This is a genomic window from Flavobacterium sp. FG68, from assembly GCF_057808895.1.
The window spans coordinates 13,443-36,041 of record NZ_JBMDIY010000010.1 but is presented as its reverse complement, the minus strand read 5'-3'; the positions used below and the strand labels follow the sequence as shown (position 1 = coordinate 36,041).

Below are 22,599 nucleotides of genomic sequence, written 5' to 3'. Positions count from 1 at the left end.
TTAATTATTGATTTTTATAGGGAGGTTTTTTAGTTTTTCGTCAATCAAATGGATGAGTGTTTTGTTATAATTGTTTTGAGGTATTTTGACGTACGATAGGTTTTTTTAACGCTTTTATCAATAAAATTGACGACGGGAAATAATCTGGGGTAATGGTTCCGGACTAAATGCAGGAATTTTTCAATTCCTTTTTTTCCGCGCCAGCTTCCGTTTATTAAATGGATTGCATACGATCTTCTGTCTAAATAAATAGAATTTCCTACCAGAATATTCGCCGGAAGAATCAGCATATTTTCTCTTAAAACCTGTTCTTTATTTTGATAGGTATAACCGTATTTTTCGGCAACCGGAGTTATTACAGAACCTATTATGACTTTTTTTAAATTCATGGTTCCGTCCTCACCAAATAGCTGCAGGTTTTTATATTGTTCTAAACAATCTTTGATATACGGATGATTGGGCACCGAGGCAAAAATTGCTCCCTGAACTGCAAAACCGGTAATTGTTTCGCCGTTTACTGGCAGATAAGAAGCGTTTAACTGTTTAAGTCCGCCTGCATCTTCAAACAAACCGGGATGTATTTCGTGTGCGCTGAAAAAGTCATAATCAAACCATGTTTCCTTAAACGGTTTCAGTATTTTAACATCAGAATCCAGATATAAACCACCTTCGGTATATAAGGCATACAGACGAATGTAATCTGCTGCAAAAGCCCATTTTTTTGCCTGAAAAGCTTCTTTTACAAAAGGAATTGAATCAAAATCAAAACTATCTTTATTCCATATTCGTAATTCAAATTCAGGCAGATGAATTTTCCATGTAGCCATACATTCTTTTATAAATGGCGTATAATCTTCACCACTAAACCAGCAAATATGAATTGTTTTTGGAATCATAATTTTTTATCCGTTTTAAAAAATTTTACACTTTATAGAATCTTCCAATAACTTTGGCTACTTTAATACCTATTAATTTTCGTGTAATTTCCCATTTAGAATGTGCCAATATGGGTTCACTGCAATATTTCCAATAAATAACATCTAAATTTCTAGGGATTTTTCCCTGCGCGGCTCTTAATAAATGGTGCGCTTTCCATGGTTTTGGACTTCCCATTCCGTGGGACATTGTCGAATCACCTTCAGAAAAACCCATTCCTTCTTTTCCAATATAACTTACAGGATCATTATAAACTTCAATCGCTGCATTTAAAGCATCCTGATCCGGTTTATCAAAAATTTGGAATCCTTCTCTTTTTAAAACCGTTGAATTATAGGATTGATTCAAAAAAATAGAATTCTCCAAACCTCCAATCGCAGGTCCCATAAGTTCCTGCATCTGAACCCATAAATTTAAAAAGGAACTGTTTTTTTTAAGAAGTCCAACAAAACCGGCGTTTACATAAATGGCATTTTTAAAGTGTAAATCGATGTGATAGTGTTTGTAATAGTTTTTCCAGCCTTGCCGCCGGGGATGAAATTCCTGCAAAGGTGAATTAACATCTTCGCAAAGTGCAACGCCGCAGTTTATCCATTGTTCGTAACACACCCATGAATCGTTTATCACAATATCGGGATCAAAATAAAACATAGCGTCTGCATCTTTTGCCGGGCCTTCCCAGAGTTCCAGCATAAAATCCGGCTTGTAGTTTGCCATATTATAGTTGGTCACTATTGGCAGAAAAATCAGTTTTATTTCCTGCACGGGAGTTAGAACAATGGCTTCTTTCCATTTGCCAATTGTTTCTTTTTCACCTTTTAAAACCCAGTTGGGTAATTTGCCCCGATAACCTACATAAATATTGCCTCTAAATCCGTTTTGATATAGTGAATTAGAAAGTGCAGCTACTCCAAAATGGTAGTGACCCTCGAAAATAGTGCAAACTGCTGCATTCATCATATAGTATTATAAATTTAAGATGCGTTTAAGTCTTCTTGTAACTCGTTTTGATTGATGTTTGATATAGGTAATGTAAAATAAATCAGAGCTTTGCACTTTATACAAACTCATCATTCGCTCTTTATCTGTCTGGCTGGAATACATTAATTCGTCGATTGATTCTGCTCCCAAACGGCCTCTGCCGGAATAATGCAAATGACTAATGGGTACATTTAAAGCGCGAAAAGAAGATTGTTTATTGACCACTATTTTAGATTCTTCAGACAATTGCGAATACCAAATTTTGTATGAGTCTGTGTTTTGTTTGTATCCGCCCTGAATGGCATGAATTAAATCTAAACTATTGGTATAATCTCCAGACCATGAACTGAGCCAATTGTATGGAGGTTTGCATAAATTGAGTAATTTCCAGTCTCCCAATAATGAAGCGATATGCAATAAGGATTGGTCGTGTTTTTTTGGAATTTCTGGATGCTGCTTGAACCATTCTACAGCGGCGTTCATATCTTCAATCATTTTTGAACTTTTTCTGACCAATATGTGTCCGGCTGTAATGGCGGAGTTTAAACTGTCTTTTCCGAAATTTTCTTTTACTTTTTCGGGCTGCAAATAATTGTGTATGCCGCAGGTTGTGTATTCTGTATCGGCGTGAACTAAATCGTGTCCGTTTGCAAATTCAAACAAACGTTCCCAATTCATTAATGCCACGATATCATTATCGGTATAAATAAATTCATCCCAATCTGAAAAGAATGCTAAAAAGCGGTACAAAAATCCCATTGGGCATTCTGTTAAAACGCTTCTCAGGTTTTTTATAAAACTTCTGGCTTCTTCTGAAAAATCTTCTACGGTTAAAAATTCAACTTCATTTAAGATATATTGAGAATTTACTTTTTCTCCTCCAAAATGAATTAGTCGAATTGGTAATGTACAGCCGCTTTTTCTAATGGAATAAATTAGGTTTTCGCTGTACCACTGACTTTTTAAATTGGCTACTAAAACAATACCTTTTTTCATCTATATCGATTTATAAGCTTAAATGCCATTTATAATTTTTCTGCCACATTTTATGACGAACAGGCCCTGTATAATGTCGAACGGCCATTTGTTTTGGGTTGAATAAATAGGAAAAATCAAATTGATCGCCTGAGTCTAAAATGAAGGTTTTAGGTGTTAAAGGCATATAGGAATTATTTTTTAGCAAATGATGGTAAACGGTTTGTTCGCTAAAATATTCGTAGGTGAAATTATAGGTTTTAAAAAAGTCTAAGGATTCTTTTATGTTCTTAAAAGCTTCATTGGCAAAAATAAAACCGGAGTTTACCTGATATATTTGTTCTGAGTTTAGGGCTTTATAACGGCTGTCTAAACATCCCCAGCTTACATCTGGCATATACCAGCCGTTTGCTTTGGGTTTTTCTGTTAGTATTAGTTTTAAAACATTGGCGTGTTCATAAAACAAAATATCTGAATCTATGAATAGTGTTGGTTTTTCTATTGGATGATTTAAATAGTAAAACAGTTTTTTTCCTAATGGATATTTTTTAGCATAATCAATTAGGTAGTTTTCATAAGGTTCTAATTCTTCTTTACATAAACCTTTTAAGGATTCTATTTCGCTCCAGTCGAGTCCTTCGGCGACTTTTAGGAAATCAAAATTGCTTTCGAGTTGGTTTATTTGTGCCTGAGTATGTGTTCCGTCTGAATAAAGTGTCCATTTAATTGGTTTTCCTACGTAGCGAATAAAGGATAAAACAGACAAGACCTGCTCGTGAAAATCATTGAATGAGGAGAAACTGGCAACCTCCATTTCAATAGTTTTTTTTTTACTGACTTGGTTTACCAAATGATATAATCCTATTGCTACTTGTCTGGCAAACTTTTTACGATTTACTCTGCCTTTTGCTATGGTTATTTTTTTGGTAAGTCCGCCTTGGCCTGGTAATTTATTCATGCTTAAATTCTATAGTTTTTAATATAGCTCGTTAATCTCTTTGTGTTCCAGCGGTTGAAACCGCTGGAAACGGATTGTGATCATCTTGTGTTCCCGCGGTTGAAACCGCGGGCTATGTTTCCAAATAATTCGCTCAAACCTATTCAAATATAGCCCGTGGTTTCAACCACGGGAAACGGGTTGTGATCATCTTGCGTTCCCGCGGTTGAAACCGCGGGCTATGTTTATAATGATTGATTGTTAATCTATTTCTTTATTCTTTATTCTTTATTCTTTATTCTTTATTCTTTATTCTTTATTCTTTAATTTATTTCTTAGCTCTAATTATTACTGAAAAACTAAATATATAATTCACTAATAATGAAAGACATTGGTTAAAAATACTGTAGTATAAAATGCCTCGAAGCTTTGTTAAATCCCAAATAAAATAAGCGAGTATAACGGTTCCTAAATTGAACGCAATTACAAATATTGGGTTTAAAAAATGTCCTCGGCTGCCTATTAAATTACCGCTCATTGCTGCAATTAATCCGATGCAATTGGATAACATAATCAAAAAAAGTTCAGATGATAATGAACTGTATGAGGCTCCTAAAAGCCATAACATTTGAGCAGGAAATAAAAATACGATCAGCATTATAAAGCCTGCAGCCAAAAAAAGGATCAACTGAAAAAATAAAAAATATCTTAAAAGGATTTCTTTATCATCTGCTAATCTTGAAAATCGGGGTAAAAATAAAGTACCTGATATCGTGGTAAAAAAAGCCATGAGTGCCGCAAATCTGCCCAACGCTCCTATACTTGCCAAATCAGTAGAGTTGCCAAAAACAGATAATATCCAAATTACGATTTGTCCTGATAGTGCATAAAATATAATATTGGGCAGGATGCGGGTTACAATTTTGAGTATCTCTTTACGAATTACGGGGTCTGGCTTTTGGTGGCTGTCTACAAACTTTTTATTGATTATTTTGAGTTTGGAATTGCCGTATATCTGCGGAATTCCTGAAGCCAAAATAAGGACGAATGTCCAGGGAAAAATAAAAATTGTTAGGATTACTAATAGCAATCGTCCGAATCCAACTCGCAATTGATTTTTTTGTAAACTCGAAATATCCTGATGTAACTTGGGTGTTATTTCTAGTAAAGAATCTGATAAGGCGGCGTAAAAAGCGGGAATCAAAGACAGAAAAATTAAAACTGCCGATAACCAGCTTGCATTGTTTTTTAATAATAAATAAATGATTATTGGGGTAGAAACGGTTAAGGCTATAAATGCAAATTTCTTTCTTAAATCTAAACCTGTTGCCAAAACTTCTCCCAGTTTTTTACGGTCTTTCCATACTTTGCCGCTCAGTGCCATGACTCCGTTTGAAATACCGGAATCTGTAAACATTACTAAAGTACCTAACATGGTATTGGCGAGCGTGTATAAGGCGTATTCGGGAACAGGCAGCATTCTGACAATTAATATCCCGGATACAAATCCGATTAATTTTAGGATTACTTCTGTACTTCCTACAATCGAAATTAATTTTATAAAATTTAGACTTTTATCGAAATGCTGGTGCTGTTTTATTTTATCTAATGACCAGTTCATTTTCTACTTTTAATTTAGCACTAAAAGAATTATTTTTTCCAATTCCTTTTACCTGAAAACCTATGGTGGCTAATTTTTTAAAATCGAGAATATTGCGGCCATCAAATAGAAAAGCAGGTTTGTACATATTGTTGTAAATGCTTTCCCAATCGTAGGTTTTAAATTCGTCCCATTCTGTTAATATAGCAATTGCATGAGCCTCGTCGAGCGAATCTGTGGCTTTTTTATAAACGAATATTTGATTTAATTTTGATTTGATTTTTTCTTCAGAAAGTCCTTTTAATTCCCATAAATAGCGCATATCTGCTTTAATTTTTTCTTCGGAAACTTTAGGATCGTAAACATGAATTTCTGCTCCGTCTTCGATTAAATGTTCCGCTACATAAATTGCTGCCGATTCTCTGGTATCGTTTGTATCTTTTTTGAAAGCCCAGCCTAAAAAGGTTATCTTTTTTCCGCTTACGGTATTAAAAAGGGAACAGATGATATTTTTGGCGAAACGGTATTTTTGATAATCATTTAGAATAATAATTTGTTCCCAATAATTAGCGACTTCCGGCAGATTAAAATAACGGCACAAATACACTAAGTTTAAAATATCTTTTTGAAAACAAGATCCTCCAAATCCTACCGAAGCTTTAAGAAACTTAGAACCAATTCTGCTATCTGTTCCAATCGCTGCGGCAACCTCATCGACATCGGCTTCGGTGGCTTCGCATAAAGCGGATAATGCGTTAATTGATGAAATTCTTTGTGCTAAAAAGGCGTTGGCCGTTAATTTTGATAATTCTGAAGACCAAACGTTTGTGGTTAAAATTTGTTTCGGCGAAAGCCAATGTGCATAAATATCAACTAAAGACTGAATGGCTTTTTGACCGCTTTCGGTTTGATTTCCTCCAATTAAAACTCGATCAGCATTAAATAAATCTTCGATGGCAGTTCCTTCAGCTAAAAATTCGGGATTAGAAAGTACTTCAAATTTTACTCCGTTTCCGGTATGATCTAAAATAGTCTGCAAAGTTTGTGCTGTTCGAACAGGAAGCGTTGATTTTTCGACTATAATTTTATCATTTTTGGCTATTCGGGCTATTTGTCTGGCGCATAATTCTACAAATTTTAAATCGGCAGCCATTCCTTTGCCTTCGCCGTATGTTTTTGTTGGCGTATTTACGGCTATAAAAATCATATCTGCAGCTTCGATTGCAGCATCAACATCGGTCGAAAAAAACAAATTACGTCCTCTTGCTTCACGAACTACATCGGCAAGTCCGGGTTCATAAACAGGAAGTTTATCTAAATTTTCTTCATTCCATGCCGAAATACGATCTGTATTTAAATCTACAACTGTTACTTTTATTTCGGGACATTTCAATGCTATTACAGACATTGTTGGTCCTCCAACATAACCGGCTCCTAAGCAGCAAATATTTTTGATTTTCATTTAAATACGTTTTTCATGAGACTTAATTCTTTTAAACACATAGAGACATAGATTTTCGGAATCTTTAAAAGGCGTTTCACTTGCATTAACAAACATAGACAGTGCAATCTTGTCATTCCGAGGAACGAGTAATCGCATTAGAGAATTGAAAAAGATTGGCGACTTGCTGTTGCGGAGTTGCTTGTGCGATTCCTCGTTCCTCGGAATGACAAACATTGAGAACTATGTGTTAGAAACTAGTTTCTTTTTGTAATCTTTTTTAAGATTCCTAAAAACTATGTTTCTATGTGTTTAAATTAATTTGCGGTATTCATTATTCGAAATAATTTAAGATCGTATAACCGCATTCTTTTAAATGCTGTTCTTTCTCCATTAGTTTTAAATCAGACTGCATCATTTCTTTTACTAATGATTCTAAATCGTATTTGCATTTCCAGCCGAGTTTCGTTCTGGCTTTTGTGGGATCGCCTACCAGTAAATCTACTTCTGTTGGTCTAAAATAATTCGCATCAACTTCTAATACTTCTTTACCAATCGGAATTTGATAGTCTGGATTGCTGCAATATTTTACAAGAGCTTTTTCGTTTATTCCTTTTCCTTTGAATTCCAGTTCAATACCAACTTCGGCAAAACTCATTCGTACAAATTCGCGAACTGTTGTGGTTTTTCCTGTAGCAATTACCCAGTCTTCCGGTTCATCGGCCTGAAGAATCATCCACATCATTTGTACATAATCTTTGGCGTGCCCCCAATCGCGCTGTGCGTCAAGGTTTCCTAAATATAATTTATCCTGAAGTCCTAAAGCAATTCGTGCCGTTGCTCTGGTAATTTTACGTGTTACAAAAGTTTCGCCGCGAATGGGTGATTCGTGATTAAATAATACCCCATTGCAGGCATACATTCCGTAAGCTTCTCTGTAATTTACCGTAATCCAATACGCGTACATTTTGGCTACGGCATAAGGCGAACGCGGATAAAATGGCGTTGTTTCAGACTGCGGAACTTCCTGTACTTTTCCGTACAATTCTGAGGTTGAGGCCTGATAAATCCTTGTCTTTTTTTCTAAGCCCAGCAAACGAACGGCATCCAGAAGTCGTAAGGTACCTAAACCATCTGCATTTCCTGTATATTCCGGAGTTTCAAATGAAACGGCTACGTGGCTCATGGCGGCCAGATTGTAGATTTCATCGGGTTGAACTTCCTGAATGATTCGGGTTAAATTAGTGCTGTCTGTCATATCCCCGTAATGCAGAATAAAATTTCTGCTTTCTACATAAGGATCTTGATATAAATGATCAATTCGGTCTGTATTAAATAAAGAAGTACGTCTTTTTAATCCGTGTACGATATAGCCTTTTTCTAATAAAAATTCACTTAAATAGGCTCCGTCTTGTCCTGTAACTCCTGTTATAAGAGCTGTTTTTTTCAATGGATTCATAATTTAATTATAAGGCACAAAGGCATTATGCTGCAAAGTCGCAAATTTTATAAAGGGTTAACGATAAAGGGGTTTGGGGTAATTTGAAGGGCAAAAGATCAGTAAACCTTTTGTTTGAAATTTTCGATGTTTTCTAAAAACCAAGTGTAGGTTTTTTGTATTCCTTCTTCGAGTTCAATTTGGTGTTTCCAGCCCATGCTGTGCATTTTAGAAACATCCATTAATTTTCGTGGTGTACCGTCGGGTTTTGTGTCGTCCCAAAGGATATCTCCAGTATGGCCTACAATTTTTTGTACCAATGCGGCCAGTTCGTTTATGGTTAAATCTTTTCCAGTTCCAATGTTATACAAATGTTCCGGAAGCTCATTTTCTAAAGCAAAAACTACTGCTTCTGCCATATCATCTACAAATAGAAATTCACGCATGGGTGTTCCTGTTCCCCACAAAATTACTACGGCATTGTTGTTTTCTTTGGCTTCGTGAAACTTACGGATCATGGCGGGTAAAACATGAGAACTGTTTAAATCAAAATTGTCGTGAGTTCCGTATAAGTTGGTTGGCATCATGCTGACAAAATCTTTTTGATATTGTCTGCGTATGGCTTCGCATAATTTTACTCCGGAGATTTTTGCTAAAGCGTACCATTCGTTAGTGGGTTCTAAAGGAGCTGTGAGCAGATATTCTTCTTTTAATGGCTGCGGCGCTAGTTTTGGATAAATACAGGAGCTTCCTAAAAAAATAAATTTATCTACTGCCAAACGATGCGCTTCATTAATAAGGTTGTTTTGAATCAGCATGTTTTCCATCAAAAAATCATACGGAAAATCATTATTCGCCTGAATTCCTCCCACTTTTGCGGCGGCATCGATAATGATATCTGGTTTTGTTTTTCTGATAAAATCCCGAACTGCTTTTTGCTTTCTTAAATCTAATTCTTTGCTGGATGCTCCAATTAGATTGGCGTAGCCTTTTGCAGTCAGCGTTCTCCAAATGGCGCTTCCCACCATTCCGTTATGTCCGGCAATATATATTATGGATTTTTTATTGATCATAGCGTAAATTTTATTTTACAGCAGCGGAGAAGCAATCGATTCTAACTGCTGATAAACTTGTTTTACTTCCTGAGAATTTTCTTTTTGCAAAACCATCAAAGCATCGGCGGTGTAAATCAAAATGCAATTTTTAACGCCGATAAAAGTGGTGTGCAATGAAGTTCCTATAACAATATTTCTGTTGGCATCGATGGGATGTCCTTTTTGAACCAAATAATCATAAACCGATTCGAAAGAACCTAAATCTGACCAGTCAAAATGAGCGGGAACAACTTTAATGTCTTTACTTCGTTCCATAACTGCATAATCAATGCTTATAGAAGGAATATTGATTGACAATTCATAGTTCAAAAACCCATTTGTATTGTTTTCCCAGGCTATTTTTGAAGCTTTGAAAACTTCGGGTTCCTGCTTTTCAAGTTCTGCCAAAAACTTTCCGGCTTTGAAACAAAAAAGTCCGCTGTTCCAGAAATAATTTTTCTTTTTAAGATACATCATCGCCGTTTCAAAATCAGGTTTTTCGTGAAATGCGATTACATTTTCATCCTCAAATTCGATATAACCGTAACCTGTTTCCGGTTTTGTGGGCTCTATGCCAAAGGTTACTAAATAATCCTGATTGGCTAATACAATGGCGTGCCATAAAGCATTATTGTATAATTCGCTGCCTTCTATAATATGGTCTGAGGGGGTTATCAATAAAATATCGTCTGGTTTTGATGCAAATGCGGCAAAGGCAATTGCTGCGGCTGTATTACGAGGGACGGCTTCTACAATATGAGTAAAATGCTTATTGAGTTTTGACATAATTGCATTCGTCATTTTGTAGTTTTCAATATTTCCAACAACTATCATTTTGGTTGAAACATTTTCGTTACGAGCCACTGTTTTTTCAAAAAGTGATTGTCCGTCAAAAAGTTCAAGATATTGTTTTGGAAGTGTTTTTCTGGAAAGAGGCCATAATCTGCTGCCAACTCCGCCAGTTAAAACTACATGAGTAATAGTGGTACTAATTGCCATTAGAATGTATTAAAATTTCTTTTTGATACACTTCATGACGAAGGTTAGTACTCGAAAAACGATGGTCGCGGGTATTAAAATACAACTCGATTCCTTTTTCTTCGCAATAAGCTCTTCCGGTAAAGTCTTTCTCTTTATATTCATCTCCTAAAATGCGCATATCAATAGTAAAAGATTTCAAAATATCTTCTAAGTCCTGCTCTGTTGCATAAGGTACAATTTCATCAACAAATTTACACGCTTTTAACTGTATGTATCTTTCGACAACAGTTTGCGTAGGTTTGTTTTTTGTTGGGCGGTCTAATGTTGGATCAGTCTGCAGGCCAACAATTAAATAATCACAATTTTGTTTCGCTTCTTCAAGCATTTTTACGTGTCCCGCATGCAGCAAGTCAAAAGCACTAAAGGTTATTCCAATTTTCATCTTTTTAATGTTTTAAATTAAATAATCAGTTTATGAATGGAGTAATGATTTGTGAAAAAGTATTGTGAACCTGTTTACTGGGGTTTTGGCGCTATTTTTTAAATTTTAAAAAATGGGTTCCCCGTGAATAGTTACATGTATACTACTCAAAAAAGAAAAAAAATAAGGGTATAAAAACTAAAAATATTGTGTTTTTTGACTGTTTTAAAAAGATTAAATCCTGTTATGCAAAACAGGAAATTAAAATCCAAAATATCAATCTGAATAAAACAATAATTTAAGATAAAATTATGATAATGAAGCTGATAAGAAATTACTTTTTTGTAACTAAATGTCCTAAATAAGGAAAAATTAGCATGAAAATCGTAAATAATTTTAGTCTCTCCAGATTAAATTTACATCCTATATTAATACTGAAATGGTACTTTAAAACAGCTTTATCTTTTAACTATTATTAACAGTTATTAAGGAAGACATTTCAGAAAAAATAAATACCAATACAACTTACCTTATTTTAAACTGATTTACAATTACTATAAATAAATCTAAGAATTATGAAGTGGTATGTAGTCTATACAAAACCGAAATGGGAAAAAAGAGCAGCAGAACAATTAACGAAGTATAACATTAATTGTTACTGCCCCGTGATTAAAAAAACACAGCAAAGATCTGATAGAAAAATAAAGGTAGAAGTACCGTTATTTAATAACTACATCTTTGTGCAAATACCTGAAAAAGATAGAAATATGGTGTTTTATTCTCCCGGTGTTGTGAGGTATTTATTTTGGTTAGGAAGACATGCAATTGTAAAAGACCAGGAAATCGAGACGATAAAAGAATGGCTTAATTGTGGAGATACTGCTAAAGAAATTTCAGTGATGCAATACCAAATAGGAGATAAAATACATTTGAATTCCGGGCCTTTTTGTGATCAGAATGCCGTTATAAAAGACATTACAAAAACGCATTATGTTTTAATTTTAGAATCTTTGGGATATGTTTTAAAAGTAAAACATAAGTAATAACATAAATAAAAACAGAGTTCTTATAGAACTCTTCTTTTTTCAAAAAAAATACTAATTACTCAATCTGAAAATTTCACTTTTTTTGATTCCTAAAATTTTAACCAGTTTATCCAGTTTTGATAATTTTAGGTCAATCATTCCATTTTCAATTTTTTCATATTTTTTTACACTTATTTCCATCTGAATGGCAACATATTCAGGAGTATGATTATTCTGCAACCGATACTCTTTTATTCTTAAGTAGTAATTTTCCATAACCTTCTTTTTTAATTATTTATTTTATCTATTTAAGCTTGCTTTCTATTTTCCAGATATCTATCTGGTTGTTTCATTAAAAAAAATCGAAACATCGAATTTGAATATGAACTCAATTGAGACCTCTAAAACTTTTGAAATTTCAATTAATTTAGACACTGTCAAATCAACATCGCCTCTTTCAATTTTGCCATAACCGCTGGTGCTCATTTTTAGTTCGGCCGCCACATATTCTCTGGTTAGATTTTTTAATTCTCTTATTTTTCTAATATTTTCGTATACACTGTATTTCATAAAACAAAAAATATAAATAATCCTTATTTTGAGATTACTATTGTACCTCAAAAAATATAATAGAGTGATAATTTGTTTTTCATTATACTTTGTAAAAAAACTACTATTTTACAATAACTGTTTAATTATTAATAAAGAATAAAGCTAAATGACCGTTTTTATTTAGTATTCTTTTTAAATCGTGGTTAAAAATATATATTGTTTTCAGTTTATAATAATAAATCTGTTCAAAGGATTTTAAAATCCGATAAAATACAATTTGCAGCCTTTTACAACTATCATATTGAGGTAAAAATGGCTGAAAAACTTCTTTAAAAATTACTTAAACCAGTATTATCAGCCGCTTTAAAACATTGATTATGTAAGATTTATAATAAGATTTTGATGTTTTTTGAAGTAATTAAAAAATATTCCTGTTAATCAGAAATTGAAGAATAAAAAAAGGTTCAGATTAAATAATCTGAACCTCTAACTGTATTTTATTTCTGTTTTTTTATTGCGTCACCAATAACTGCGGATACGGATTTGGTGTTGTATTAATTATCACCGTTGGCACGCCTACTTTTACATTTACTAATAATTTACTTAATGTAGGATTTGCTGATAATGTAGAGTTTACATAAATCGCAGACGAATCATAATATAAGTTTGACGGTTTTGCTACTACTACATTTCCTGCAACTGTTGAATTTAGAATGTAATGAAAAGTCGAATTGTACACTACAGGCGCAAACATATTAGAACTGTCGGAAAATTTACATCCTTCAATATAAGTAATCATAGCATTTAAAGTTGCCGCAGATGAAGTGTTATTGAAAAAATTAGAACTGTATATCGAAATTGAATTACTGTTGATTACGCTCGCTCCGGTATAATTACTAAAATCACAATTGGCAATTACAGGATAATTTTGTGCTCCCATATCTAAAGCAGTCTGACCTCTGTCGAACTTACAGTCTACCCAGGCATTTAAGTTATCTGGTCGGGTTGCCTTCATTGACATTGCCGTTGTACAATTTATAAACTGACTTTTGTAATACATTGTTTTATCAACATAACTCGATGTATTATAATCACCTGCGTATGGTAATAATGGTTCCTGGAAGAAACCTCTGGTACAATTAACAAAACCTAAATATTCAAAAAAGTTATTATCAAGCCCCATAATTTGATACAGGTGAATTCCGTTAGTCTGATCTCTAAAAGTGATAAACCTTAAATTTGCATAAGCAATCTGGCCAATTCCAACTCCATTTCTTTTACCCGCATATATTCCCTCGCTTCCGCCTTGGAGTGTTAAATAGGCCAAAACAAAATTAGTATCAGTTCCTGTGTCTAATGTAATTAAAGGGAAATCATCTTTTAAACCTACAATTACTGTTTTTCCTGTTCCTTTTCCTATTATACCGTGATTTCCATCAAGATGAACATTTAAAGTACCACCTATATAGAATATTCCTTCCGGTAATTCGGCAATTCCTTTTGTATCAATAAGATTTTGAATATAGGCTCTTTGATCTGCTTTTCCGGTTCTTTCTGTTTTCCAGTTTGGTCCCAATGGATCTGGCAGTGTTTCCCAGGCTGTTCTTGCCCAAGCTGTATATTTTGTACCTAAAATAGTATTGCTAATGGCTGATACAACTGCTGTATTTGTAATCGTGCTGGTTTGCTCTGTTCCGTTATATTTTACAGCATTGCTTTTGTCTAAATTCCCCAGTAAATCAAAACCTGTTACAGTTCCGTTTCCTCTTTTGTATGCTCCTTCTCCATCGATTAAAAACATATTCGTTCTGGCCGAAATCACATCATTTGTGGTTCGCAGATATTTATTTAAGAAGAAAACATTTTGAGCATCAATATCATAAGATCCTGTTTGAACAGCAGAATAAGCATTACCTCCTCCAAAATCGGTAATCTTTAAATTACCCATATTTTTAGCCGTAAACATTGCTTTTGTGCCTTGTCCGTTTAAGTTCCATCCTTCACTGTCAACCCCAACAAAAGTAGCCGATTGTAATCCGGCGATATCTGTTGCGTCGCCAGCAGGAGTTAAATAATTAGAATGCAGATTTACATTACCATAACTTGGCGTTGTGGTATTTCCTTTCATGATTAATTGATTGGAAATAGACTGCGCCTGATGTTTTATAATCTTATTGTTTCTGAAATAACCAGATGCACTACAGTCAAACTTAATTTGTCCGCCAATATTGATCAGCTCATTATTATCTAATTGAGCTCCGCTTCCATTAATGTAAACATATCTTAAAGTTTTAAGAACGCAATTTGTTATAGGCGCGCCCGGTTCAAAAGTAACCGTGCGATCTACAAATGAAAGTTGTTCAATATGTACATTGGTACTTCCGGCAGCGATTTTAATACTCGATACTTTAGATAATGTAGGATGTCCGTATAATCTTTGATTGCTTTTCATCACAAGATCAACTCCAGAGTAATCTCCTTTTTCTAAACGTACAGCACCGTATTGATCTAAAGCAGCCTGCAGCGTTCCTTTTTGCGCAAGCGGCAGTAAATGAGCTTCAAAATATTTAATTTCTTCTATTTGATTGTTTACGCCTGTTGGTGGTTCCGGTACGGTAACCGGAGCTTCTTCAAGAGCATATTGATAGTTTTGCGAAAAAACTGCTGTTGATAAGAGTAAAAAAAATACTAACTTTTTCATTGTCCCGATATAATATAGGAATTTGTGCCTGTTTTTCTAAGAAATCCAAATCTTACGTTTCCAGATGCGCTGGTAAACTTCGCACTTCCATTTGCAGTATAGTTAATAGTTACGCCAGAAGATGCTTGTATCGTTAATACCGCACCATTATGAGCTTCTAAATTAATAGTATCGCCTGTCAGCATACTCGTAAAATTAGATGTTAATGTTAATGTAGATGTTGCGGTACATTCTATTGTATTATTTACATCTGTAGTAGTAATGTTTCTGGAAGAGGTAAACGGAATAATTGCCGCTCTTGGTGTTGTAGTAGCTGTACCTACCAGTCTTTCGGCTGTTTTTGCATGTAATGCATAAGGAACACTCAAAAGCTGTGTAGTTCCCATAATGTTATAATTAGCTCCTCCGCTTACATCAACTTGTGTCTCTATAAAGTATGGGCCTTTTTCCCATGCAATTGCACTAAAAGTACCCGTAGTAATATTTCCTGTTCCTATTTCAAGAGAAACCAAACCATTGTTATTGGTAGTCGCAGAATGTGTTTCCTGATACACAATAGTTCCCGCTGCACTGCCTTGATGTACAATAACTCTTAGGCTTATTCGCGAGTTGCCAACCAAGTCATTATTCTGTGATCGAATAATAGCCTGATAACTCATTTTTTCTGGTGATTGTGCATATAACTTAAGCGTAACAGTCACAAATAATACTAGTATGGTAAGCGCAGATTTCATTGTCTTATTCTTTATTTTTTTAATATTTTAAATGATTCCAAAATTTTGCCGTCTACATATACCACAAGTATATAAAGAGAAGGAGTTAGGTTATTTAAACTAACCTGAGTTTCGGTTTGATTAATTTTGTTTTGTTTTAATAGTCGGCCCTGAATGTCATAAAGTCTGTACAATCGGTCTTTACTTTCTAACTCTGGTGCTTTCAGGCTTACATTAACAAAATCTGCTGCCGGATTTGGGAAAACTAATATGGATACTTCAGGCACCTCAACTTCCGGATTATCCAAAGTTTCATCTGATTCTTGCTGTTGTATTCCCTGAGCTACGTTATAACCTGTTCCAATGTAGGTATAGAATACTTGTCCAATTGAATATGTTACAGATCCTGAACTTCCGGTTGCGTTACTTCCGGATGGAATTATAGTTTCCATGGTATCATTTACCGGCGTATTTTGACTAATCCCTTTAAAAGGAATAAACGCCATCATAATTATGAGTAGGTTTAGGTTTTTTATATTTAAATACTTCACAGTGCTATAGGCCTTATAATTTATGCTGCAAAAATATTTATTAGCAAAATAAAATCGATATAACGAATTTTATTTCCGATAAACTACACAAAATGTAGTATTTTAATGACTATTTACCTACATCAAAAAAAATGTTTTTCTATAAATTAATGCGATTATTTAAAAAAAAATAGCTGCCAATATAACTTAAATAATAGTTCCAAAAATTAAATATTTAACGCTAGTATAAACTGGTTGATACTTAATTACAACGACAATTTATTTGACTAAATTATATCGCTAAATCCTTTTTATTTAATCTTTAATTATGAGGTGTCTTTATAAAAAAATCTGTATTAAATTAACAGTTATCTTATTGAATACAAGATATTTACAAGCAACAAAGCTAAATATTTTTCTCCTACAAATTGTTATCAAAATAAAGTTTTTCCTTACAAAGGAAAAATTGGTCTGAATAAGGAATTATTGACTTTTAAAAATATGTCCGCAGATAATTTAGACTGTAATTTTATCTCGAAAAAAGCTCCTGTTATTTGATGAGAAAACTGCAGACCTAAAACTGATTTAAAAACGTAGGTCAGTTTAAAAAAAATGTCCCAAATAATTTAAAATATGCAATTCATCGAGAATAATGGCTTTATACAGAAAATGCAAGTATTAGTAAAAAAAAATTACTTTTTTTGATTAACATATTGATTACTAGGACATAAATATAATTTCAATAAATGCCAAATCAATGATTAAAAACTACTTATAACCTTTCATTACTTTATTAACGAAGAAGACCATTGTAAATAAAAAATGCAGTCATTTTTAGTAATGACATGTAAACCCGGATGTAAGTCGCGTTTTTCTTTAGTTTCCCATTAATTGAATCTTATTATTTGTTCCACTCTAATTTTAATACAATTAAAATGAAAAGAGCTAACAACAATGATTTAGCCAACGACAGAAGTTGGACCAAAATGTCGTATCCTAAAAATACGTTACCGGAGATTTTTGCAGAACAGGCTGTTTTATCTTCCAATTCAATAGCACTTGAATCTGGAGAAGAACAGGTTACCTACGCAGCGTTAGTAAAAATGACAAACCAGCTGGCGAATTACTTTTTGGCGCAGGGTTTATCTTCCGGACAGATTGTTGCTGTATCAATGGAGCGAACTCCTAATTTAGTGGCTTCACTTTTGGCTATTTTACAATGCGGCGCGGCCTATTTACCATTAGATCCAAAATTTCCGGCGGTACGTTTAGAATTTATGCTTGAAGATTCTGGAGCCAGTTTTTTGCTGACTACAAAATCACTTACTAATTCATTGCCCGCTTATTCTAAAACGATAGTAATTGAAGACGTTTTAACTACATTGGATCAATATCCTGCTGTTCCTGTTTCAACTTCTGTTTCTTATGATGCAGCGGCGTATATCATGTATACTTCAGGATCTACCGGAAAACCGAAAGGCGTTACAGTTACGCATAAAAATCTAATAAACTTCCTGTTCAGTATGGCAATTGAACCGGGTATACATATACAAGACAGATTATTATCGATCACCACAATTTCTTTTGATATTGCGGGTCTTGAATTATTTCTGCCGCTAATAAAAGGTGCGACAGTCGTTTTTGCCGATTATGAAACGACTCGTGACGGGCATCTTTTACTTGATCTTTTACAAAAAAAAGAAATTACAATATTACAAGCTACACCTACTACATGGCAATCGCTGCTTGATTCCGGATGGGAAACACCGCTGGCTTTAAAAGCGTTATGCGGCGGTGAAGCTATGCCTTTAAACTTAGCGCGACAATTAACATCAAAATGTGATTCACTTTGGAATATGTATGGCCCAACTGAAACCACAGTTTGGTCAGCAGTAAAACAAATTCAGGCAGATGATGAACTAATTACCATTGGATTTCCAATTGCCAATACACAAATTTATTTATTAGATGAAGAAAGAAAAGCCGTCGAACCCGGAACAATTGGAGAAATTGTAATTGGCGGAGACGGAGTAGCAAAAGGGTACTGGAATCGTCCTGAACTTACCGCTGAAAAATTTATTCCCGATCCGTTTTCTGCAGAACCAAATGCTATTCTGTACCGCACCGGAGACTTGGGGAAATTACTGCCAAATGGAGAATTTCAATGTTTAGGCCGTATCGATCATCAGGTAAAAATAAGAGGGCATCGCATTGAATTAGGCGAAATAGAAGCCGCTCTAAATAGTATTCCTGAAATAAAACAATCTGCCGTAATCGTCAGCAATTATTTTGGTAATGAAGATAAACTTGTGGCTTATTTAAAATCTGGTACTGAATTACAAGATGAAAAACTAATTCATGAGGCACTTTCAAAAGTTTTGCCCGAAATATTATTACCGTCTAAATACATTTGGGTAGACGAATTTCCGATTACTCCAAATGGAAAAGTGGATAAAAAAAACCTGCCCGTTCCTGAACACAACAGACCAGATTCTGCACCGCCATTCAAGAAACCAAATACGCAGTTAGAAAAAGATATTGTAAAAATTTGGAGCGAGGAATTGCAAATAGCAAGTATTGGTATCGATGATGATTTTTTTGATATGGGCGGAAGTTCTGTATTGGCACAAAAAGTAACGTCTTTAATGAGACAGCAATTAGAACTGGATATTTCTGTTTCAAAAATCTACATTCATCCTACTATTAGAGAACTTGCCAGTACTTTAGAAGAAAACAATACCAAAGAAGATTCATTTGCCTTTAAACAAACAGACAAACAAAACTCTAACGGAGATATTGCCGTAATCGGAATGGCCGGAAGATTTCCAGGTTCTGATACTATAGAAGAATTATGGGAAATTCTAAAAGAGGGAAAAGAAACCATTTCCTTATTTACCAAAGAAGAATTAGATCCAAGTTTACCCGAAAGTCTTCGTAAAGATCCATTTTATATAGGCGCAAGAGGAATTTTACCTTCAGCTAAAACATTTGATGCTCATTTCTTCGGACTAAATCCGCAGCTTGCCGCCGCTATGGATCCTCAAATACGCGTGTTTATGGAAATTTCGTTTGAAGCTCTGGAACAAGCAGGACATCTTCCGAAACATTATAAAGGAAGCATCGCCGTATATTCTGGAAGTGAAATCAATACGTATTACGAACATAATATATTTAACAACCAAGAGCTGAAAAGTTCTGTAGGCGAATTACAAATCTATACCGTAAACGGAAAAGATTTTATTGCGCCGCGAACTTCTTATCATTTAAATTTAAAAGGGCCATCGGTTAGTGTACATTCTGCCTGTTCTACTTCATTATTAGCCGTAGCCGAAGCCGTAAAAGCCATAAGAACCGGCATGTGCGATATAGCGCTTGCAGGAGGATCGAGCGTAACTTGTCCTATAAATAGCGGACACCTTTATGATGACGGATTTATCAAAAGCCCTGACGGATCGACAAGATCATTTGATGTATCTGGAAAAGGTACTGTTTTTAGTGACGGTGCCGGAGTTGTTGTGCTAAAAAGATTGGAAGAAGCAGAAAAAGATGGCGATATTATATACGGCGTAATTAAAGGCGTTGGCGTAAATAATGACGGCGGAGACAAAGGCAGTTTTATGGCGCCAAGTCCGCGTGGTCAGGCCGGAGCGATTATAAATGCTTTTAATGATGCCCAAATTGCGCCTTCATCAATCAGTTATATGGAAGCGCACGGAACTGCAACTCCCGTAGGAGATCCAATAGAAATTGAAGGACTTAAAATAGCCTATGGCAAACAGGAAAAAAACAATTATTGCGCGTTAGGTTCTATAAAAAGCAATATGGGACATACTACAGCGGCTGCCGGAGTTGCGGGTTTAATGAAAGTATTATTAGCCATGCGCCACAAACAGATTCCGCCTATGGTTAATTTCAACGAACCCAATCCAAATATAGATTTTGCGAACAGTCCTTTTTATATCAACAATAAATTAATTGAATGGGAAACGGATAGCATAAGAAGAGCCGGAGTGAGTTCTTTTGGAATTGGCAGCACAAACGTTCATGCTATTGTCGAAGAATATACAGCAGAACCTTTACCTTCTTCTGGCGGACGTCCGCTTCAATTATTGATGTGGTCTGCAAAAAGCCAAAACAGTTTATTAGGTTACGAAAATGCTTTGGGTCATTTTATTGATAAATCAAGAAATATTCCTTTAGCAGACATTGCTTATTCATTAAATATTACGAGAGACGATTTTAACCAACGCAGCTTTTTAGTAACAAATTCTACAGAGGATGCTGTCGAAAAATTAATTTCTTTAAAAGCAAAAAGTACTAAATCTTCTATATTAAAAAGTGTGCCGAGTGAAATGGGATTTCTGTTTCCGGGACAAGGAGCGCAGTATCTGCAAATGGGAAAAACACTTTATGATAACGAAAAAGTATATCGTGAAGCTGTAGATAAATGTGCAGCATTATTAATGGAGGATTTAAAATTAGATATTCGCGAAATCCTCTATCCCGAAACTAATTCTGCTGAGGCCGAAGCACGTTTAAAAGATACACGCTTAACGCAGCCCAGTTTATTTGTAACAGAATATGCACTGGCTCAGTTATGGACGAGCTGGGGAATTAAACCCACTTTTCTTTGCGGTCATAGTATTGGTGAATTTGCAGCAGCACATTTAGCCGGAATTATGAGTTTAAAAGATGCCTTGCATATTGTCGCGATTCGAGGAAAATTGATAAGCGAACTTCCCGGCGGATCAATGTTAGCGGTACGCGTTCCTGTAGAAAAACTATATGAACTTATTCCTGATACACTTTCGGTTGCAGCCATAAATTCAAGTCAGTTTTGTGTGGCTTCGGGTACTAAAGAAGATATTGCCTTATTTAATCAGGCACTTGATGCCCAGGATATTCCAAACAAACTGCTTCTTACCAGTCATGCTTTTCACTCTTTTATGATGGAACCTATTTTGGATTCTTTTAAAGATGAAATAGAAAAAATAAAATTAAGTATTCCGAGGCTTCCTATTATTTCAACAGCAACCGGAACCTGGCTTACAGATACAGAAGCCACAAGTTCAAGTTATTGGGTTAGCCATTTAAAAAATACAGTACGCTTTGCAGATGCAATGGATACTGCATTTGAATTAGAAGATTATATTTTATTAGAAGTTGGTCCGGGTCAAACCCTTATTACGCTGGCACGTCAGCAGGCGGCCGGCAAAGTTATACCTGCTTTTTCGAGCATCAATTTTCCTAAAGAAGAACAAGACAATGAATATTCGACCTTATTAAATACTGTTGGTGAACTGTGGGCTAAAGGAATAAATCCAGATTGGAAATCTTTTTACAATGAACAGCAAAGACAAAAAATAGAATTACCTGGTTATGTTTTTGACCGAAAACCGTGTTGGATTGAGCCTTTAAATGTTATTGAAACCATAGTTGAAAGAAATACAGTTTCAGAAATAATTCCGAATATTTCTGAAGAAACGGAAAGCATTTCTGCTACAGCAAAAGAATCAAGAAAGGAATCTATATCAGTTAGAATTTCAGAAATCATAACAGAAGCATCGGGAATAACTTATGATCCTGATTCGGCTTCCAATACTTTCTTAGAATTAGGATTGGATTCTTTATCGCTCACTCAATTATCCGGAAGACTGAAAAAAGAATTTGATCTGCCTATCACTTTTAGACAACTCAACGAAGGATATCCTACTCCAGCGCTTTTGGCAGATTATATAGATTTAAATCTTCCTGAAGAAGCTGAAAGTGAGATTAAAGAAAATGAAATTGTTTCTAATGAAATTCAGCCTTCTATGTTAACAAATGAAGCTCCATTATCTGTAAATCAAAATCAAACTTCATTAGAGCAAATTATACAGCAAATTCAGCTTTTGAGCCAAAAAGTAGATCAACTGCAAGGATTACAGCATTCATCTGCAAACGGAAATACTTCATTCGTCAATTTAAAAGTAAAACATTTTGATGCTCTTACATTTAATCATGAAAATCGAGTCGGGACAAACGGATCAAATGGCGTTCATAAAAAAGAAAAAGCTTTTGACCTTTCCAAAATAAACGGACATCTTTTCATTGAAACTAATGCTGAAGAAAAGAAATATACCATAATGGCAAACGAACCACCTATTCACGGCAGTAAACTGGGACGGGACGAAAACGGAAATCCGGCATGGTTTATTGAAGACCCTGTTCAAAAAGGAAAGTTCAACAAAACAATGTTATTAGAGTCAGATAAACATAATTAATAATTCAGATT

The 22,599-nt window shown here is 34.7% G+C and carries 17 protein-coding genes; 2 read left to right on the top strand and 15 right to left on the bottom strand.

Features of this window, described 5'->3' with window-relative positions:
- Positions 1-44 precede the first annotated feature (44 nt).
- From ACODSB_RS08385 to ACODSB_RS08340, 10 genes are all read right to left on the bottom strand, one after another.
- Positions 45-896 (bottom strand): glycosyltransferase family 32 protein, encoded by an 852-nt coding sequence (locus ACODSB_RS08385; protein WP_180858738.1) that lies wholly within the window; start codon positions 894-896, stop codon positions 45-47.
- Between the two features lie 25 nt (positions 897-921).
- Positions 922-1,896, bottom strand: a complete 975-nt coding sequence (locus ACODSB_RS08380; protein ID WP_488936711.1) for a hypothetical protein — start codon at positions 1,894-1,896, stop codon at positions 922-924.
- Between the two features lie 6 nt (positions 1,897-1,902).
- Positions 1,903-2,913 carry an alpha-mannosyltransferase gene (locus ACODSB_RS08375; RefSeq protein ID WP_488936710.1) on the bottom strand — a complete coding sequence of 337 codons (1,011 nt, stop codon included), beginning with the start codon at positions 2,911-2,913 and terminating at the stop codon, positions 1,903-1,905.
- A 10-nt stretch (positions 2,914-2,923) separates the two neighbouring features.
- A complete protein-coding gene (locus ACODSB_RS08370) occupies positions 2,924-3,850 on the bottom strand; it encodes a hypothetical protein (RefSeq protein WP_488936709.1) in 927 nt (308 codons plus the stop codon).
- A gap of 307 nt (positions 3,851-4,157) precedes the next feature.
- Positions 4,158-5,450: an MATE family efflux transporter gene (locus ACODSB_RS08365; protein WP_488936708.1), complete on the bottom strand. Its 1,293-nt coding sequence runs from the start codon at positions 5,448-5,450 to the stop codon at positions 4,158-4,160.
- Complete coding sequence (locus tag ACODSB_RS08360; protein ID WP_488936707.1) at positions 5,431-6,891, bottom strand: UDP-glucose 6-dehydrogenase; 1,461 nt, start codon at positions 6,889-6,891, stop codon at positions 5,431-5,433. Before ACODSB_RS08360 ends, ACODSB_RS08365 begins: the two co-directional genes overlap by 20 nt.
- Positions 6,892-7,204: 313 nt before the next feature.
- Positions 7,205-8,329, bottom strand: a complete 1,125-nt coding sequence (gene gmd, locus ACODSB_RS08355; protein WP_488936706.1) for a GDP-mannose 4,6-dehydratase — start codon at positions 8,327-8,329, stop codon at positions 7,205-7,207.
- A 98-nt stretch (positions 8,330-8,427) separates the two neighbouring features.
- Positions 8,428-9,378: a GDP-L-fucose synthase family protein gene (locus ACODSB_RS08350; protein WP_488936771.1), complete on the bottom strand. Its 951-nt coding sequence runs from the start codon at positions 9,376-9,378 to the stop codon at positions 8,428-8,430.
- Between the two features lie 18 nt (positions 9,379-9,396).
- Positions 9,397-10,401, bottom strand: coding sequence for a mannose-1-phosphate guanylyltransferase (locus tag ACODSB_RS08345; RefSeq protein ID WP_488936705.1), 1,005 nt, complete (start codon positions 10,399-10,401; stop codon positions 9,397-9,399).
- Positions 10,391-10,825: an adenylyltransferase/cytidyltransferase family protein gene (locus ACODSB_RS08340; RefSeq protein WP_053470228.1), complete on the bottom strand. Its 435-nt coding sequence runs from the start codon at positions 10,823-10,825 to the stop codon at positions 10,391-10,393. The genes ACODSB_RS08345 and ACODSB_RS08340 overlap by 11 nt, the downstream gene beginning before the upstream one ends.
- A gap of 554 nt (positions 10,826-11,379) precedes the next feature.
- Here ACODSB_RS08340 and ACODSB_RS08335 point away from each other — a divergent pair.
- A complete protein-coding gene (locus ACODSB_RS08335; protein WP_488936704.1) occupies positions 11,380-11,847 on the top strand; it encodes a UpxY family transcription antiterminator in 468 nt (155 codons plus the stop codon).
- A gap of 54 nt (positions 11,848-11,901) precedes the next feature.
- Here ACODSB_RS08335 and ACODSB_RS08330 read toward each other — a convergent pair whose 3' ends face one another.
- The 5 genes from ACODSB_RS08330 to ACODSB_RS08310 all read right to left on the bottom strand — a co-directional run bounded on the left by ACODSB_RS08330 (position 11,902) and on the right by ACODSB_RS08310 (position 16,304).
- On the bottom strand, positions 11,902-12,105 hold the full coding sequence (locus ACODSB_RS08330) for a helix-turn-helix domain-containing protein (RefSeq protein ID WP_053470230.1): 204 nt from the start codon (positions 12,103-12,105) through the stop codon (positions 11,902-11,904).
- A gap of 60 nt (positions 12,106-12,165) precedes the next feature.
- Entirely contained in the window at positions 12,166-12,399 is a 234-nt protein-coding gene (locus tag ACODSB_RS08325; RefSeq protein ID WP_053470231.1) for a helix-turn-helix transcriptional regulator, read from the bottom strand.
- A gap of 493 nt (positions 12,400-12,892) precedes the next feature.
- Positions 12,893-15,082: a hypothetical protein gene (locus tag ACODSB_RS08320; protein WP_488936703.1), complete on the bottom strand. Its 2,190-nt coding sequence runs from the start codon at positions 15,080-15,082 to the stop codon at positions 12,893-12,895.
- Entirely contained in the window at positions 15,079-15,816 is a 738-nt protein-coding gene (locus ACODSB_RS08315) for a DUF8740 domain-containing protein (protein WP_488936702.1), read from the bottom strand. Before ACODSB_RS08315 ends, ACODSB_RS08320 begins: the two co-directional genes overlap by 4 nt.
- An 11-nt stretch (positions 15,817-15,827) precedes the next feature.
- Positions 15,828-16,304 (bottom strand): T9SS type A sorting domain-containing protein, encoded by a 477-nt coding sequence (locus ACODSB_RS08310; RefSeq protein WP_180858758.1) that lies wholly within the window; start codon positions 16,302-16,304, stop codon positions 15,828-15,830.
- A gap of 956 nt (positions 16,305-17,260) precedes the next feature.
- Between ACODSB_RS08310 and ACODSB_RS08305 the strand changes: the two genes are divergently transcribed.
- A complete protein-coding gene (locus tag ACODSB_RS08305) occupies positions 17,261-22,588 on the top strand; it encodes an amino acid adenylation domain-containing protein (protein ID WP_488936701.1) in 5,328 nt (1,775 codons plus the stop codon).
- The last annotated feature ends 11 nt before the right edge of the window (positions 22,589-22,599 follow it).

What these genes read in the sequence shown, in the direction of transcription:
- ACODSB_RS08385 (WP_180858738.1), bottom strand. Translation starts at nt 896, where the DNA reads ATGATTCCAAAAACAATTCATATTTGCTGGTTTAGTGGTGAAGATTAT.
- ACODSB_RS08380 (WP_488936711.1), bottom strand. Translation starts at nt 1,896, where the DNA reads ATGATGAATGCAGCAGTTTGCACTATTTTCGAGGGTCACTACCATTTT.
- ACODSB_RS08375 (WP_488936710.1), bottom strand. Translation starts at nt 2,913, where the DNA reads ATGAAAAAAGGTATTGTTTTAGTAGCCAATTTAAAAAGTCAGTGGTAC.
- ACODSB_RS08370 (WP_488936709.1), bottom strand. Translation starts at nt 3,850, where the DNA reads ATGAATAAATTACCAGGCCAAGGCGGACTTACCAAAAAAATAACCATA.
- ACODSB_RS08365 (WP_488936708.1), bottom strand. Translation starts at nt 5,450, where the DNA reads ATGAACTGGTCATTAGATAAAATAAAACAGCACCAGCATTTCGATAAA.
- ACODSB_RS08360 (WP_488936707.1), bottom strand. Translation starts at nt 6,891, where the DNA reads ATGAAAATCAAAAATATTTGCTGCTTAGGAGCCGGTTATGTTGGAGGA.
- gmd (WP_488936706.1), bottom strand. Translation starts at nt 8,329, where the DNA reads ATGAATCCATTGAAAAAAACAGCTCTTATAACAGGAGTTACAGGACAA.
- ACODSB_RS08345 (WP_488936705.1), bottom strand. Translation starts at nt 10,401, where the DNA reads ATGGCAATTAGTACCACTATTACTCATGTAGTTTTAACTGGCGGAGTT.
- ACODSB_RS08340 (WP_053470228.1), bottom strand. Translation starts at nt 10,825, where the DNA reads ATGAAAATTGGAATAACCTTTAGTGCTTTTGACTTGCTGCATGCGGGA.
- ACODSB_RS08335 (WP_488936704.1), top strand. Translation starts at nt 11,380, where the DNA reads ATGAAGTGGTATGTAGTCTATACAAAACCGAAATGGGAAAAAAGAGCA.
- ACODSB_RS08330 (WP_053470230.1), bottom strand. Translation starts at nt 12,105, where the DNA reads ATGGAAAATTACTACTTAAGAATAAAAGAGTATCGGTTGCAGAATAAT.
- ACODSB_RS08325 (WP_053470231.1), bottom strand. Translation starts at nt 12,399, where the DNA reads ATGAAATACAGTGTATACGAAAATATTAGAAAAATAAGAGAATTAAAA.
- ACODSB_RS08320 (WP_488936703.1), bottom strand. Translation starts at nt 15,082, where the DNA reads ATGAAAAAGTTAGTATTTTTTTTACTCTTATCAACAGCAGTTTTTTCG.
- ACODSB_RS08315 (WP_488936702.1), bottom strand. Translation starts at nt 15,816, where the DNA reads ATGAAATCTGCGCTTACCATACTAGTATTATTTGTGACTGTTACGCTT.
- ACODSB_RS08310 (WP_180858758.1), bottom strand. Translation starts at nt 16,304, where the DNA reads ATGATGGCGTTTATTCCTTTTAAAGGGATTAGTCAAAATACGCCGGTA.
- ACODSB_RS08305 (WP_488936701.1), top strand. Translation starts at nt 17,261, where the DNA reads ATGAAAAGAGCTAACAACAATGATTTAGCCAACGACAGAAGTTGGACC.